At 48.0% G+C, this 13,575-nt stretch carries 21 protein-coding genes; 20 read left to right on the top strand and 1 reads right to left on the bottom strand.

The window, feature by feature from the left end; genetic code table 11:
• The first annotated feature begins 56 nt into the window (after positions 1-56).
• The 20 genes from rnr (at position 57) to rplQ (ending at position 12,602) form a co-directional block, all read left to right on the top strand.
• A complete protein-coding gene (gene rnr, locus TK45_RS13240; RefSeq protein ID WP_131259320.1) occupies positions 57-2,357 on the top strand; it encodes a ribonuclease R in 2,301 nt (766 codons plus the stop codon).
• Between the two features lie 2 nt (positions 2,358-2,359).
• Entirely contained in the window at positions 2,360-3,103 is a 744-nt protein-coding gene (rlmB, locus tag TK45_RS13235) for a 23S rRNA (guanosine(2251)-2'-O)-methyltransferase RlmB (RefSeq protein ID WP_131259319.1), read from the top strand.
• Positions 3,104-3,128: 25 nt separating this feature from the next.
• The gene (locus tag TK45_RS13230; RefSeq protein WP_131259318.1) at positions 3,129-3,893 is read left to right on the top strand and encodes a BPSS1780 family membrane protein; all 765 of its coding nucleotides are present in this window, start codon (positions 3,129-3,131) and stop codon (positions 3,891-3,893) included.
• Between the two features lie 190 nt (positions 3,894-4,083).
• On the top strand, positions 4,084-4,452 hold the full coding sequence (gene rplN, locus TK45_RS13225) for a 50S ribosomal protein L14 (protein ID WP_131259317.1): 369 nt from the start codon (positions 4,084-4,086) through the stop codon (positions 4,450-4,452).
• A gap of 12 nt (positions 4,453-4,464) precedes the next feature.
• Positions 4,465-4,776, top strand: a complete 312-nt coding sequence (gene rplX, locus TK45_RS13220) for a 50S ribosomal protein L24 (protein WP_131259316.1) — start codon at positions 4,465-4,467, stop codon at positions 4,774-4,776.
• Positions 4,777-4,792: 16 nt separating this feature from the next.
• On the top strand, positions 4,793-5,332 hold the full coding sequence (gene rplE, locus TK45_RS13215) for a 50S ribosomal protein L5 (RefSeq protein ID WP_131259315.1): 540 nt from the start codon (positions 4,793-4,795) through the stop codon (positions 5,330-5,332).
• Positions 5,333-5,343: 11 nt separating this feature from the next.
• Complete coding sequence (gene rpsN, locus TK45_RS13210) at positions 5,344-5,649, top strand: 30S ribosomal protein S14 (protein ID WP_131259314.1); 306 nt, start codon at positions 5,344-5,346, stop codon at positions 5,647-5,649.
• Between the two features lie 13 nt (positions 5,650-5,662).
• Complete coding sequence (gene rpsH, locus TK45_RS13205; RefSeq protein ID WP_131259313.1) at positions 5,663-6,055, top strand: 30S ribosomal protein S8; 393 nt, start codon at positions 5,663-5,665, stop codon at positions 6,053-6,055.
• A 13-nt stretch (positions 6,056-6,068) separates the two neighbouring features.
• The gene (gene rplF, locus TK45_RS13200; RefSeq protein ID WP_131259312.1) at positions 6,069-6,602 is read left to right on the top strand and encodes a 50S ribosomal protein L6; all 534 of its coding nucleotides are present in this window, start codon (positions 6,069-6,071) and stop codon (positions 6,600-6,602) included.
• A 9-nt stretch (positions 6,603-6,611) separates the two neighbouring features.
• Complete coding sequence (gene rplR / locus TK45_RS13195) at positions 6,612-6,965, top strand: 50S ribosomal protein L18 (protein WP_131259311.1); 354 nt, start codon at positions 6,612-6,614, stop codon at positions 6,963-6,965.
• Positions 6,966-6,974: 9 nt separating this feature from the next.
• Positions 6,975-7,475: a 30S ribosomal protein S5 gene (gene rpsE / locus TK45_RS13190; protein ID WP_131259310.1), complete on the top strand. Its 501-nt coding sequence runs from the start codon at positions 6,975-6,977 to the stop codon at positions 7,473-7,475.
• A gap of 5 nt (positions 7,476-7,480) precedes the next feature.
• A complete protein-coding gene (gene rpmD / locus TK45_RS13185; protein ID WP_131259309.1) occupies positions 7,481-7,663 on the top strand; it encodes a 50S ribosomal protein L30 in 183 nt (60 codons plus the stop codon).
• A gap of 3 nt (positions 7,664-7,666) precedes the next feature.
• Complete coding sequence (gene rplO, locus TK45_RS13180) at positions 7,667-8,101, top strand: 50S ribosomal protein L15 (protein WP_131259308.1); 435 nt, start codon at positions 7,667-7,669, stop codon at positions 8,099-8,101.
• Between the two features lie 5 nt (positions 8,102-8,106).
• Complete coding sequence (secY, locus tag TK45_RS13175; RefSeq protein WP_131259307.1) at positions 8,107-9,429, top strand: preprotein translocase subunit SecY; 1,323 nt, start codon at positions 8,107-8,109, stop codon at positions 9,427-9,429.
• A gap of 23 nt (positions 9,430-9,452) precedes the next feature.
• Positions 9,453-9,566, top strand: coding sequence for a 50S ribosomal protein L36 (gene rpmJ / locus TK45_RS13170; RefSeq protein ID WP_039969906.1), 114 nt, complete (start codon positions 9,453-9,455; stop codon positions 9,564-9,566).
• 141 nt (positions 9,567-9,707) lie between these two features.
• A complete protein-coding gene (gene rpsM / locus TK45_RS13165) occupies positions 9,708-10,064 on the top strand; it encodes a 30S ribosomal protein S13 (protein WP_131259306.1) in 357 nt (118 codons plus the stop codon).
• Positions 10,065-10,076: 12 nt separating this feature from the next.
• Positions 10,077-10,466: a 30S ribosomal protein S11 gene (gene rpsK, locus TK45_RS13160; protein WP_131259305.1), complete on the top strand. Its 390-nt coding sequence runs from the start codon at positions 10,077-10,079 to the stop codon at positions 10,464-10,466.
• Between the two features lie 26 nt (positions 10,467-10,492).
• A complete protein-coding gene (rpsD, locus tag TK45_RS13155) occupies positions 10,493-11,113 on the top strand; it encodes a 30S ribosomal protein S4 (RefSeq protein WP_131259304.1) in 621 nt (206 codons plus the stop codon).
• Positions 11,114-11,138: 25 nt separating this feature from the next.
• Positions 11,139-12,128: a DNA-directed RNA polymerase subunit alpha gene (gene rpoA, locus TK45_RS13150; RefSeq protein ID WP_131259303.1), complete on the top strand. Its 990-nt coding sequence runs from the start codon at positions 11,139-11,141 to the stop codon at positions 12,126-12,128.
• Between the two features lie 75 nt (positions 12,129-12,203).
• The gene (rplQ, locus tag TK45_RS13145; RefSeq protein ID WP_131259302.1) at positions 12,204-12,602 is read left to right on the top strand and encodes a 50S ribosomal protein L17; all 399 of its coding nucleotides are present in this window, start codon (positions 12,204-12,206) and stop codon (positions 12,600-12,602) included.
• A 63-nt stretch (positions 12,603-12,665) separates the two neighbouring features.
• Here the strand turns inward: rplQ and TK45_RS13140 are convergent, their stop codons facing one another.
• Positions 12,666-13,430 (bottom strand): hypothetical protein, encoded by a 765-nt coding sequence (locus TK45_RS13140; RefSeq protein WP_131259301.1) that lies wholly within the window; start codon positions 13,428-13,430, stop codon positions 12,666-12,668.
• Positions 13,431-13,575: the final 145 nt, after the last annotated feature.

The following is a 13,575-nucleotide window of genomic DNA, read 5'->3' as shown; positions in this document are numbered from 1 at the left end:
CTTCCTCAAGAGTACGGGTATACTGACTGCATAAATTGTTATTTAGATAAAAGACTTTGACCAAATCAGACCCTTTCTACGAACGCGAGAAGCAAAAATACGACAATCCTGTCGCCAGCCGTGAATACTTGCTGGAACTGCTGGAAAAACAAAACATCCCTTTATCTCTGGAAGATTTCTGGCGCTTACTCAATGTACGAGATGAGGATAGCCGCATCGGAATACAACGTCGCTTGCGCGCGATGGAGCGTGAGGGACAGATTCTGTTTACCCGCAATAAAAAGTATGGGTTAGCCGATAAGATGGAGCTGATCAAAGGGCGGGTCATTGGTCATCGTGATGGATTTGGCTTTCTGCACCGGGAAGACGGCAAACCCGACTTATTTATTGCCGCGCCGCAAATGAACCAGTTGCTGCATGGTGATGTGGTGCTGGCCAAAGAGGGACCAAAAGACAATAAGGGCCGACGCGAAGCGCGTATTGTTCGGGTTATTGAGAGCCGTCCGGAGCCTGTAATTGGACGCTTTTTTATGGAAAGTGGCTTAGGGATTGTGATTCCGGATGATAGTCGGATATGCCAGGAAATCATTATTCCACCAGAGCAGGTAAATGGAGCCCGTCAGGGTTACGTGGTTGTTGTTGAGATCACCCAGCGCCCAATGCGCCGGGTAAATGCGATCGGCAAGGTGATTGAAGTACTGGGTGAACATATGGCGCCTGGCATGGAGATTCAGGTTGCTTTGCGCAATTATGACATTCCCCATGACTGGCCAAAAGCGGTGCAGACTGCCGTTGGTAAGTTAACTGATCAGGTGCCTGAGAATGCTAAGACGGGCCGGGTAGATCTGCGCGACATGCCGCTGGTCACCATTGATGGTGAGGATGCCCGTGACTTTGATGATGCGGTATTTTGTGAGCCTGATGAGAGAGGTGGCTGGCATTTGTGGGTGGCCATCGCCGATGTTAGTTACTACGTCCGTCCTGCGACTCCGCTTGACGATGAAGCCATAGAGCGGGGTAACTCGGTTTATTTCCCGGAACAGGTCATTCCGATGTTACCGGAAGTTCTGTCTAATGGTCTTTGCTCACTGAACCCGGACGTCGATCGTCTGTGTATGGTGTGTGAAATGTCGATTAGCGGCGATGGCAAACTACAGGAATATGCATTTTATGAAGCGGTGATGCGCTCAAAAGCGCGCCTGACCTACACCAAAGTGTGGGATATTTTGCAGGGTGATCCGGAATTACACCAGCGCTATGCCGACTTTGTCCCGCATTTGCGTAACCTCCATGATATGTATCGTAGTCTCAAGCGAGCCCGTTCTCAGCGTGGCGCCATTGAATTCGAAACCCAGGAAAGTAAGTTTATTTTTAATGCCCAGCGCAAGATCGATCACATTGTCCCGGTGGTGCGTAACGATGCGCACAAAATCATCGAAGAATGTATGATTCTGGCCAACGTCTGCGCGGCCAGATTTCTTGAAGAGCACAAGGCGGAAGGGTTATACCGGGTGCACGAAGAACCGGATCCAGAGCGTCTGAAAACCTTTATTTCCTATCTGGCAGAAGTCGGTATCCCGCATCACATTCGAGATAATGCCAGCCCGCAAGATTTCACCAGCGTGGTGGAAAAAATCCGTAATCGACCGGATCAGGAATTGATTCAAACCATGTTGTTGCGTTCGATGAAACAGGCCAAATACAGTCCCGATAATGTCGGGCACTTCGGACTGGCGCTGGATGCTTACGCACACTTCACTTCACCCATTCGCCGTTATCCGGATTTATTGGTCCACCGAGCCATAAAAGCTGTGTTAGACCGCATTGCAGGGCGCAAGTCGAAAACCGGTGGCTTTTTGTATGACGACGAACAAATGGCGGCGTTTGGTGAGCAGTGCTCTATGACGGAACGCCGCGCCGATGATGCAACGCGTAATGTAGCCGATTGGCTGAAATGTGAATTCATGCAGGACCATGTAGGTGATAGCTTCGATGGTGTCATCGCGTCAGTCACCAGCTTCGGTCTGTTCGTGCGCATTATTGAATTCGGTATTGATGGGTTGGTGCATATCAGCACACTGGAAAATGATTACTATCGGTTTGACGAGCTAAAACAGCGTCTCATTGGTGAAAGCTCGCACCGCGTATTTCGTTTAGGTGACGCACTACGGATCAAGGTAGCCGGCGTGAATCTGGATGATCGCAAAATTGACTTTGTGTTAGATGAAACACTGGCTCGTAGTCCCAAGGGCAAGCGGGTCAGCGTAAAAAAAGTCACATCCAAAGAAGCAAAACCCAAGTCGAAACGGCGTGACTCAGGTAAAATGCCCGCCGCAAAAAAATCCCGTAGGAAATAAACATGGCCCAGCAAGAATGGTTGTATGGCTTACACGCACTGGAAGCCGTCATCGAACGTGAACCTGAGCGTTTAATTGAGTTATTTGTGCTCAAAGGGCGCGATGATGCGCGCCTGAATAATATTGTCAACCAAGCTCGTCGATTCGGTGTGTCGGTGCAGTTTTGCCAGCGTAAAACCCTGGATGACAAGGTCAGTGGTGAACAGCATCAGGGGATTGTCGCGCGGGCCAAACCGGGTAAGCAATACGACGAAAAAGACCTCGATGCCATCATTGCAGGTGCCAGCACACCATTTTTACTGGTGTTAGATGGTGTTACCGATCCCCATAATCTGGGGGCGTGTTTGCGCACGGCGGATGCCGCCGGCGTACATGCGGTGATCGTACCCAAGGATAAATCTGCAGGGTTAACCGGCACCGCGCGCAAAGTAGCATGCGGTGCAGCAGAGACGGTGCCGTTAGTACAGGTTACCAATTTGGCGCGCACTCTACGTGAGATTCAACAACAAGGTGTGTGGGTTGTTGGCACCGCGGGCGAAGCTGAGCAGAGTCTCTACGATTGCAAAATCACTGGCCCCATTGCACTGGTAATGGGCGCCGAAGGCTCCGGAATGCGACGTTTAACCCGTGAAACCTGTGACGAGTTGGTAAAATTACCGATGGCAGGTGCAGTGTCTAGTCTCAACGTATCGGTCGCCACCGGCGTGTGTTTATACGAAATCGTTCGTCAACGACTCGCTGTGTAATTATAAAAATAACAAGGAGCTTTGGATGTCAGAGATGGAAAACGCTATACAGCAGGAGATGCCTCCATTACCCCCGCAAATGCACTCACCACGGAACGTGGGGATTGTTCGTGGGATTGAGTGGCTTGCTGATGGTATGCGTTTATTTGGGGCTAATGCGGCGGCCTGGATTGGTATTTGCGTTGTTGGATTTGTGATGATGTTGGCACTGGGAATTCTTAATGTTATTCCCGGCGCCGGCTTGCTGATTGGCATTTTTACTTACGTTTGGATTGGCGGGCTGATGATCGGCTGTCGCGATGCCGACCAGGGCGCTGAATTAAAACTTAATCACCTGTTCGCAGGTTTTCAGCATCGCCTGGATACACTGGTCCTGCTGGGTATCATAAACCAGATCTTGTCTGTGGTGATTATGTTAGCGGTAGTGGGTCCCTTATATTGGGATATTCTGATGGGCAACGAATGGACGCCCAACCCCCAGACGATTATCGAAGATGTCGTCTTACCCATGCTGATTGCATTTTCATTGTTGCTGCCGTTGATGATGTGCACTTGGTTTGCACCGGCGTTAATCGTTTTACAAAACAAACCGGTAATTGAGGCAATGAAGCTGAGCTTTATCGGCTGTGCAAGAAATGTACTGCCCTTTTTGCTTTACGGGGTTGTTCAGTTGGTCGCTGCCATCGTTGCTGCGTTGCCATTTTTCCTCGGTTTACTTGTCTTTATTCCCATGCTGTATGGCTCTATCTACGCGGCCTACAAGGATATTTTCCTGCATCAACCTGCCTAATCAGGATGCCGGCTTCGATGCCGGCAAATTGTACGAATTTTAATTAGATTTGTGCTATCGCAGCTGATTATTTTCTGTTATTATTTCGCGCCCTTTTTATCAGGGGAAAGATAAATTGCGCCCGTAAGGGTGTTTTTTAGCAGTTTTTACGACCTGTGAAGGTCTTAACGTGTAGAGCGGAGCACTAACAATGATCCAAATGCAAACTAACCTGGACGTGGCGGATAACTCCGGTGCTCGTCGGGTAATGTGTATTAAGGTTCTAGGTGGCTCGCATCGCCGTTATGCACATATCGGTGACATCATCAAAGTTACCGTCAAGGAAGCAATTCCTCGCGGTAAAGTTAAAAAAGGTGACGTACTGAATGCAGTGGTGGTGCGTACTAGAAAAGGCGTTCGTCGTCCAGACGGTTCAGTGATCCGTTTTGACAACAACGCAGCTGTGTTGTTGAACAACAACAAGCAACCTATTGGTACGCGTATCTTTGGCCCGGTAACCCGTGAGCTTCGTGGAGATAAATTCATGAAGATCATCTCACTGGCCCCAGAGGTACTGTAAGGAGTCACGATTATGGCAAACAAAATTCGTCGTGATGATGAAGTTGTCGTATTAACCGGTAAAGACAAAGGCAAGAAAGGCAAAGTCCTGAAAGTACTGCCTGCATCTAACCGTGTTGTAGTAGAAGGTGTGAATGTGATGAAGAAACACCAGAAACCTAATCCTCAACTGGGTCAGGCTGGTGGTATCATCGAGAAAGAAGCATCCATTCATGTGTCAAATGTAGCGATCGTTAACCGTGAAGGTAAAGCGGATCGCGTAGGTTTCCGTTTTGAAGATGGCAAAAAAGTGCGTGTCTTCAAATCAAACGGCGACCTGATTTAATTATTTGGAGTTAACGATGGCGAAACTGCATGATTTCTATAAAGAAACGGTTGTAGCTGAACTTGCGAAGCAGTTCGGATACAAGAGCGTCATGCAAGTCCCTCGGATTGAAAAAATCACCCTGAACATGGGTCTGGGTGAAGCGGTAGCTGACAAAAAGATTCTGGAAAACGCCACAAGCGACATGCAAGCAATTGCTGGCCAGAAACCTGTTGTAACAGTAGCGCGTAAGTCTGTAGCGGGTTTCAAAATCCGTGAAGGCTATCCGATTGGCTGCAAAGTAACCCTGCGTGGCGAGCGTATGTGGGAATTCTTAGAGCGTTTGATTTCAATCGCTATCCCGCGTATCCGCGACTTCCGTGGTCTGAACCCTAAATCGTTCGACGGCCGTGGTAACTATTCAATGGGCGTTAGAGAGCAAATCATCTTCCCAGAAATCGACTTTGATAAAGTTGATAAAGTACGTGGTATGGACATTACCATCACTACCTCTGCTAAATCTGACGAAGAAGCCCGTGCTCTGCTGAATGCATTTAACTTCCCGTTTAAGAAATAAGGTGTAGGGTTATGGCAAAAGAATCAATGAAGGCGCGTGAAGCAAAGCGCGCTAAGCTGGTAGCAAAGTACGCTGAAAAGCGTATGGCGCTGAAGGCGATTATCAGCGATGTTAACGTCTCTGAAGAAGAGCGTTGGGATGCTGTTCTGAAGCTGCAACAACTGCCGCGCGACTCAAGTATTTGTCGTCGTCGTAACCGTTGCCGCATAACCGGTCGTCCACACGGTTATCTGCGTAAATTCGGTCTGAGCCGCATTAAGCTGCGTGAAGCAGCCATGCGTGGTGAAGTCCCTGGCCTGAAAAAAGCCAGCTGGTAAGGAGTAGCAGAATATGAGCATGCAAGATCCTATCGCGGATATGTTTACCCGCATCCGTAATGGCCAGTTGGCCAGCAAAGTATCTGTAATGATGCCATCTTCTAAACTGCGCGTAGCAATCGCTAAAGTGCTGAAAGATGAAGGTTACATTGCTGATTTTGCTGTTTCTGGCGAAGTTAAACCTGAGCTTGAAGTTACCCTGAAGTACTTCGAAGGCAAAAAGGTTATCGAAACTATTGAGCGTGTCAGCCGCCCTGGTCTGCGCATCTATAAGAAAAAAGATGAGCTGCCAAAAGTAATGGGTGGTCTGGGTATCGCTATCGTTTCTACATCTAAAGGTGTGATGACTGACCGTGCTGCGCGTAAAGCAGGCATGGGCGGTGAGATCATCGGTTATGTAGCGTAACGGGAGGTATTCAATGTCACGTGTAGCTAAAGCAGCTGTTGCTCTTCCTGCAGGCGTAGAAGTTTCTATCGCTGGTCAGGACGTAACAGTAAAAGGTAAAAACGGCACTCTGAGCCGTGTATTCAACAACGCTGTTGAAGTAGTTAACCAAGAAGGTTCTTTGCTGGCTAAGCCACGCGAAGGCGCGGTTGACGGCTGGGCACAAGCAGGTACTGCGCGCGCACTGTTGAACAACATGGTAATGGGTGTAACCGAAGGTTATCAAAAGAAACTGCAACTGGTTGGTGTTGGTTACCGTGCAAATGCACAAGGTAATAAACTTAACCTGAGCTTGGGTTTCTCACACCCGGTTGTTTACGAATTACCACAAGGTATTACCGTTGAAACTCCTACTCAGACTGAAGTGCTGATTAAAGGCGCTGACAAGCAGTTAGTAGGTCAGGTTGCAGCTAACATCCGTGCGTACCGCGCACCAGAGCCTTACAAAGGTAAAGGTGTACGTTACTCTGATGAAGTTGTGCGTCGTAAAGAAGCTAAGAAAAAGTAGGTGGGTGAGATGGATAAGAAAGCAGCTCGCTTGCGTCGCGCTACTCGCGCCCGCAAAAAAATTAGTGAACTTGCAGTCAACCGCTTAACTGTTCACCGCACTCCACGTCACATGTATGCGCAAGTAATTGCACCATGTGGTTCAGTGGTACTGGCCGCCGCTTCTACCGTTGAGAAAGATCTGGCTAAAGATCTGAGCGCAACTGGTAACGCAGCAGCTGCAGCAGCGGTTGGTAAAGCGATCGCAGAACGTGCAATCAAAGCTGGCGTTACTGCTGTAGCATTTGATCGCAGCGGATTTAACTACCACGGTCGAGTCAAGGCGTTAGCCGATGCGGCTCGTGAAGCTGGTCTGCAGTTCTAGGAGTAAATCATGGCTAAACAAGAAGTTCAAAACGGTGAACTGTTAGAGAAGCTAATTGCCGTTAATCGTGTAGCGAAAACTGTTAAAGGTGGTCGTATCATGAGCTTCACCGCACTAACTGTAGTGGGTGATGGCAATGGCAAAGTAGGTTTCGGTTACGGTAAAGCCCGTGAAGTGCCGGCAGCTATCCAGAAAGCAATGGAAAAAGCGCGTCGCAACATGGTTACTGTAGGTCTGAATGGCCACACTCTGCAGCACCCAATTAAAGGTCGTCACTCTGGCTCTAATGTTTACATGCAGCCAGCGTCTGAAGGTACTGGTATCATTGCCGGTGGTGCAATGCGTGCGGTACTGGAAGTGGCAGGCGTTCAAAACGTTCTGTCTAAGTGTTATGGTTCAACTAACCCAATCAACGTAGTGCGTGCAACTATCAATGCTCTGACTGATATGAAGTCTCCTGAGCAAGTTGCTGCTAAACGTGGTTTGAGCGTTGATCAAATTCTGGGGTAATACTCATGACTAAGACGATTAAAGTAAAGCAAACTAAAAGCTCTATTGGTCGTTTGCCTAAGCATAAGGCAACACTGACTGGCTTAGGTTTACGCAAAATCGGTCATGTTCGTGAGTTGGAAGATACTCCTGCTGTTCGCGGCATGATCAACAAAGTCAGCTACATGGTTGAGATAGTGGAGGAGTAAGCAATGTATTTGAATACCATTTCTCCTGCACCAGGTTCTAAAACCTCTGGTAAGCGCGTAGGTCGCGGTATTGGTTCTGGTCTGGGTAAAACTGCAGGCCGTGGTCATAAAGGCCAGACTTCACGTTCAGGTGGCAGCATCCGTGCTGGCTTTGAAGGTGGTCAAATGCCAATCCAGCGTCGTCTGCCTAAATTCGGTTTTACTTCACGTAAATCTTTGGTTGCTGCCGAAGTAACGTTGAACGAAATCGCCAAGGTAGAAGGTGAAGTTGTTACTCTGGAAACTTTGAAAGCAGCGGGCATCATCAAGAAAGACCGTCTGGCTGTTAAAGTAATCAAGAGTGGTGAAATTTCACGCGCTGTTACTGTTAGCGGTGTAAAGGTAACTAAAGGCGCGCGCGAAGCTATCGAAGCGGCCGGTGGTAAAGTAGAGGAATAAGCTAGATGGCCAAACCAGGATTGGAAGCGCCCGGCGCAAAAGGTGGATTAACCGAACTTAAGTCACGGTTGTTGTTCGTACTTGGTGCGATTATCGTATTCAGACTCGGATCCTACGTACCTATTCCTGGTATTGACGGCACCGTGCTGGCGGCGCTGTTTGCGCAACAGAAAGGTACTATCGTTGAAATGTTTAACATGTTCAGCGGTGGTGCTATGGAGCGTGCTTCTGTGCTGGCATTGGGCATCATGCCTTACATCTCAGCGTCCATCATTATTCAGCTTCTGACCGTGGTCCATCCGGCCATGGCAGAGCTGAAAAAAGAGGGCGAGGCTGGTCGACGTAAGATTAGTCAGTACACGCGTTACTTTACGCTGGTACTGTCTATCTTCCAGGCCACTGCGATTGCAAAGTCGCTGCCTGGGATGATGAGTGGGCTGGTGATTAACCCTGGCTTCTCTTTCTATTTTACGGCGGTTGTCAGCCTGGTAACGGGAACGATGTTCCTGATGTGGCTGGGCGAGCAGATCACTGAGCGAGGTATCGGTAACGGTATCTCAATCATTATCTTTACGGGTATTGTGGCTGGTTTACCAACAGCGTTTGGTCAGACTATTGAGCAAGCACGTCAGGGTGATATGAATTTCCTGGTATTGTTACTGATTGCGGTGATTATCGCGGCGGTAACTTACTTCGTGGTATTTGTTGAGCGTGGACAACGTCGCATCGTTGTTAACTATGCGAAACGTCAGCAAGGTCGTAAGATGTTTGCTGCGCAAAGCACTCACTTACCATTGAAAGTGAATATGGCGGGTGTTATCCCACCTATCTTCGCTTCCAGTATTATTCTGTTCCCTGGAACAATTGCGAGCTGGTTTGGTCAAAGCGAAAGCATGGCGTGGTTGCAGGACGTATCTTTGATGCTGTCTCCAGGTCAACCTTTACATGCATTGCTGTATGCCGTGGCGATTATTTTCTTCTGTTTCTTCTACACTGCGTTGGTATTCAACCCGCGTGAGACAGCAGATAACCTGAAGAAATCTGGTGCGTTTGTACCGGGTATTCGCCCGGGTGAGCAGACCTCACGATACATCGATAAAGTTATGACTCGCCTGACTCTGGCCGGTGCGCTGTACATTACCTTTATATGTTTGATTCCTGAGTTCATGATGATCGGTATGAACGTTCAGTTCTACTTCGGTGGTACATCATTATTGATTATCGTCGTTGTTATCATGGACTTTATGGCACAGGTGCAGACTCATTTGATGTCACATCAATATGATTCTGTTCTTAAGAAAGCCAACCTTAAGGGCTTCGGTCGTTAAGTTGGCCCTAACGGAGTGATGTAATGAAAGTTCGTGCATCAGTAAAGAAGATTTGCCGTAACTGCAAAATCATCAAGCGCAACGGTGTTGTGCGTGTGATTTGCAGCGAGCCAAAGCACAAGCAAAGGCAAGGTTAATCTCAATACGACCGTTAAGTTTCGGCTTAACGGTTAAACCGGTAGTTTGATAATCAAACTATCAATTGCAATTTAGTCGATGGGTAAGTATCCTAGCGGGCTTTTTAGGCTGTCGACAAATTAACTAGAGGAGTACTGTTAGTGGCCCGTATCGCTGGCATTAACATTCCTGAACACAAGCATGCTGTAATTGCTATCCAGGCAATCTACGGAATTGGCCCAACTCGTGCCAAAGGCGTTTGCGCCGAAGCTGGTGTTGCAGAGAGCACCAAGATCAAAGATCTTGACGAAGCTCAGATCGATAAACTGCGTGACGCAGTAGCCAAGTTCACCGTTGAAGGTGACCTGCGTCGTGAAGTTTCTATGAACATCAAACGTTTGATGGACCTGGGTTGTTTCCGTGGCCTGCGCCACCGTCGCAGCTTACCTCTTCGTGGTCAGCGCACTAAAACTAATGCGCGCACCCGTAAAGGTCCTCGTAAGCCGATTAAGAAGTAAGCGGGGGAATTTATGGCTAAAGCACCAGTAAGAACTCGTAAGCGCGCTAAGCGTCAGGTTGCAGATGGTATGGCTCATATCCATGCATCTTTCAACAATACAATCGTGACTATTACTGACCGTCAGGGCAATGCTCTGTCTTGGGCTACCTCTGGTGGTTCAGGTTTCCGTGGTTCGCGTAAGTCTACTCCGTTCGCTGCACAGGTTGCTGCTGAGCGTGCAGGCGTTGCGGCTCAGGAATACGGTTTGAAAAACCTTGAAGTGTTCGTAAAAGGTCCAGGACCAGGCCGTGAGTCTGCAATCCGTGCCCTGAACGCGACAGGTTACAAAATCACGAATATCACCGATGTGACCCCTATTCCTCACAACGGTTGTCGTCCACCGAAGAAACGTCGCGTTTAATCGCGTAGGACAGTTGGAGAAAGATCATGGCAAGATATTTGGGTCCTAAACTCAAACTTAGCCGCCGCGAAGGAACTGACCTGTTCCTGAAAAGTGGCGTTCGAGCAATTGACTCGAAATGTAAAATTGACACCGCACCAGGTCAACACGGCGCTCGTCGCGGCCGTTTGTCTGACTACGGTGTTCAGTTACGTGAAAAGCAAAAAGTTCGTCGTATGTACGGCGTTCTGGAAAAGCAATTCCGTAACTACTACAAGGAAGCTGCACGTCTGAAAGGCAACACAGGTGAAAACCTGCTGCAACTTTTAGAAAAACGTCTGGACAATGTTGTTTACCGTATGGGTTTTGCTAGCACTCGCGCTGAAGCGCGTCAGCTGGTAAGCCACAAAGCCATTACTGTAAATGGTCGCGTGGTAAACGTACCTTCTTTCAGTGTTTCTGCTGAAGATGTCGTTGCTGTACGTGAAAAAGCCAAGAAGCAAGCACGTATCGTCGCTGCTCTGGAGTTGGCTGAACAACGTGAAAAGCCAACCTGGATTGAAGTAGACGGTACTAAAATGGAAGGCGTTTTCAAACGTCTGCCAGAGCGTGCTGACTTGTCTGCTGATATTAACGAACAGTTGATCGTCGAACTTTACAGTAAGTAAGGTTAAAGGATAAAGAGAGGAAACAATGTCGGGTTCTGTAACTGAGTTCCTAAAACCAAGGCTAGTGGATATCGAAAACGTCTCTCCAACTCGCGCTAAAGTCACTTTAGAGCCTTTAGAGCGTGGTTTTGGACACACTCTTGGTAATGCGCTGCGCCGCATCCTGTTGTCATCTATGCCAGGATGTGCGGTCACCGAAGTTGAAATCGACGGTGTACTGCATGAGTACAGCACCAAAGAAGGTGTACAGGAAGATGTAATCGAAATTCTGCTTAACCTGAAAGGGTTGGCAGTACGCCTGCAAGGTAAAGACGAAGCCACACTGACCTTGGTGAAATCAGGTGCAGGTCCTGTCGTAGCTGGAGACATTCAGCATGACGGCGATGTAGAAATCGCTAACCCTGAGCATGTTATTTGTACTTTGACTGGCGACGCTGAAATCAGCATGCGTATCAAAGTAGAAATGGGCCGTGGTTATGTACCTGCATCTGTGCGCCGTTCCTCAGAAGAAGATGATCGTCCAATTGGTCGTCTATTGGTTGATGCTTCATACAGCCCGGTAGAGCGTATTGCGTACAGTGTTGAAGCTGCACGTGTTGAACAGCGCACCGACCTGGACAAGCTGGTTATCGATATGGAAACGAACGGTACGTTGGATCCTGAAGAAGCGATCCGCCGTGCTGCGACTATCCTGGCAGAGCAATTAGAAGCCTTCGTTGAGCTTCGTGATATCTCTGTACCGGTAGCCAAAGAAGAGAAACCGGAGTTTGATCCGATTCTGCTTCGTCCGGTTGATGACTTAGAGCTGACTGTACGTTCTGCGAACTGTCTGAAAGCTGAAGCAATTCAGTACATTGGTGACCTGGTACAACGTACCGAAGTTGAACTTCTGAAAACCCCTAACCTGGGTAAGAAGTCTCTGACTGAAATCAAAGATGTACTGGCTTCACGCGGACTTTCACTGGGTATGCGCCTGGAAAACTGGCCGCCAGAAAGTATCGCTGAGAAAGACTAATTAGATCGGCATTAACCTGTGGTTGTTGGGTAATGGAACCCGATAACCACGCTGATTTTTGAGAAGGAAATAACTATGCGCCATCGTCAGAGTGGTCGTCAGTTAAATCGCAACAGCAGCCATCGTAAAGCGATGTTCAGCAACATGGCTGGCTCTTTGGTAAAGCACGAAGTTATTAAAACGACTTTGCCAAAAGCGAAAGAACTGCGTCGTGTTATTGAGCCTCTGATTACGCTTGCCAAGCAAGACAGCGTAGCAAATCGTCGTCTGGCATTTGCTCGCACTCGTGACAAAGAGGTTGTCGGTAAGCTGTTTAACGAACTGGGTCCACGCTATGAGCAGCGCCCTGGTGGTTATATTCGCATTCTGAAATGCGGATTCCGTGCCGGTGACAATGCACCAATGGCATTCGTTGAATTGGTTGACCGTCCAGTTGCTGAAGAAGTTGCTTCTGAAGACAACGCGGCTGAATAAGCCAAACAAATGAAGAAGCCGGGTTTACCCGGCTTTTTTATTGCGTAAAATTAAGGTTGTCTGCTAATTGCGTTTATGTTCTTGTAGCGCAGTATCAATTGCCGCCTGCTCTAATCCTGCTTCCTTAGCATACTTAGTAATATCACTATCACTGATCCCTGCTGACTGAGCGACTTCGACTATTTTATGAATGTGCTCCGGCGACTGTTTGGATTCTTTTACCGCGGTAACCACTACGGTTTCAGCTTCCTCCGGGAATGCGGCGAGTAGAGCATCTACTATATATTCACCTACAAAAGGCACTTCCTGCAGGGCGCTGGTTAATATATCTACCAGTTTGTTGGGATGAGCCTGTGCAACGGTTCGTACAATGTCGTCAGCGGAGTCAGGTTCGGTAAGTACGGCAACTCTTACTATTTCGTCTAGTTCTTGCGGTTCCGCCTGCACAGCTATATTAACCACGAAGTCCACATAACTTGGTTCTGCATTAATAGCTGTCTGCACGACATTGCTACAGGTGGTAATTCCAGCTTCTAATGCCAGTTCTACTACATCCTCTGTCAGCGTGGGTTGGGCTGATATAGCAGAATGAATAATTTCCCTGTATTTATCCGGATATAACTGAAGGGCTGTTTTAACGATATTCCGCGCTTCTTGTGGATAGTGACTTATTATGGATTTAATCGCCTGGCCGAGTCCGATGTTCTTCTGCAACTGTTCTTCAAGTAAGTCTTGGGTAATACCATTATTACTACTCTCTGAAGCTTCCATGGCAAGGCACGCACAGCTCATTCCACTAAAAAGCAGCACGGGAATCAGTTTTTTCATATTGCGGCACCTCAAGCCTCGGCTTTTTAAAACGTTTTTACATGCCACTTTGTGACAATTGGACGGTCAAATTAGTTCAATTTAGTCAAAAAATAAACAGAAATAGAGGTGTTTGTATAGTTACTGCGCAAACGAACATTTTTTT

Origin of the sequence: Bowmanella sp. JS7-9 (assembly GCF_004329715.1) — a bacterium.
Taxonomy (GTDB): domain Bacteria; phylum Pseudomonadota; class Gammaproteobacteria; order Enterobacterales; family Alteromonadaceae; genus Pseudobowmanella; species Pseudobowmanella zhangzhouensis.
The sequence above is the reverse complement of the archived record's forward strand: the minus strand, read 5'-3'. Positions and strand labels throughout refer to the sequence as shown.

Coding starts and splice junctions, on each gene's coding strand:
- rlmB (WP_131259319.1), top strand. CDS start 2,360: ATGGCCCAGCAAGAATGGTTGTATGGCTTACACGCACTGGAAGCCGTC.
- TK45_RS13230 (WP_131259318.1), top strand. CDS start 3,129: ATGTCAGAGATGGAAAACGCTATACAGCAGGAGATGCCTCCATTACCC.
- rplN (WP_131259317.1), top strand. CDS start 4,084: ATGATCCAAATGCAAACTAACCTGGACGTGGCGGATAACTCCGGTGCT.
- rplX (WP_131259316.1), top strand. CDS start 4,465: ATGGCAAACAAAATTCGTCGTGATGATGAAGTTGTCGTATTAACCGGT.
- rplE (WP_131259315.1), top strand. CDS start 4,793: ATGGCGAAACTGCATGATTTCTATAAAGAAACGGTTGTAGCTGAACTT.
- rpsN (WP_131259314.1), top strand. CDS start 5,344: ATGGCAAAAGAATCAATGAAGGCGCGTGAAGCAAAGCGCGCTAAGCTG.
- rpsH (WP_131259313.1), top strand. CDS start 5,663: ATGAGCATGCAAGATCCTATCGCGGATATGTTTACCCGCATCCGTAAT.
- rplF (WP_131259312.1), top strand. CDS start 6,069: ATGTCACGTGTAGCTAAAGCAGCTGTTGCTCTTCCTGCAGGCGTAGAA.
- rplR (WP_131259311.1), top strand. CDS start 6,612: ATGGATAAGAAAGCAGCTCGCTTGCGTCGCGCTACTCGCGCCCGCAAA.
- rpsE (WP_131259310.1), top strand. CDS start 6,975: ATGGCTAAACAAGAAGTTCAAAACGGTGAACTGTTAGAGAAGCTAATT.
- rpmD (WP_131259309.1), top strand. CDS start 7,481: ATGACTAAGACGATTAAAGTAAAGCAAACTAAAAGCTCTATTGGTCGT.
- rplO (WP_131259308.1), top strand. CDS start 7,667: ATGTATTTGAATACCATTTCTCCTGCACCAGGTTCTAAAACCTCTGGT.
- secY (WP_131259307.1), top strand. CDS start 8,107: ATGGCCAAACCAGGATTGGAAGCGCCCGGCGCAAAAGGTGGATTAACC.
- rpmJ (WP_039969906.1), top strand. CDS start 9,453: ATGAAAGTTCGTGCATCAGTAAAGAAGATTTGCCGTAACTGCAAAATC.
- rpsK (WP_131259305.1), top strand. CDS start 10,077: ATGGCTAAAGCACCAGTAAGAACTCGTAAGCGCGCTAAGCGTCAGGTT.
- rpsD (WP_131259304.1), top strand. CDS start 10,493: ATGGCAAGATATTTGGGTCCTAAACTCAAACTTAGCCGCCGCGAAGGA.
- rpoA (WP_131259303.1), top strand. CDS start 11,139: ATGTCGGGTTCTGTAACTGAGTTCCTAAAACCAAGGCTAGTGGATATC.
- rplQ (WP_131259302.1), top strand. CDS start 12,204: ATGCGCCATCGTCAGAGTGGTCGTCAGTTAAATCGCAACAGCAGCCAT.
- TK45_RS13140 (WP_131259301.1), bottom strand. CDS start 13,430: ATGAAAAAACTGATTCCCGTGCTGCTTTTTAGTGGAATGAGCTGTGCG.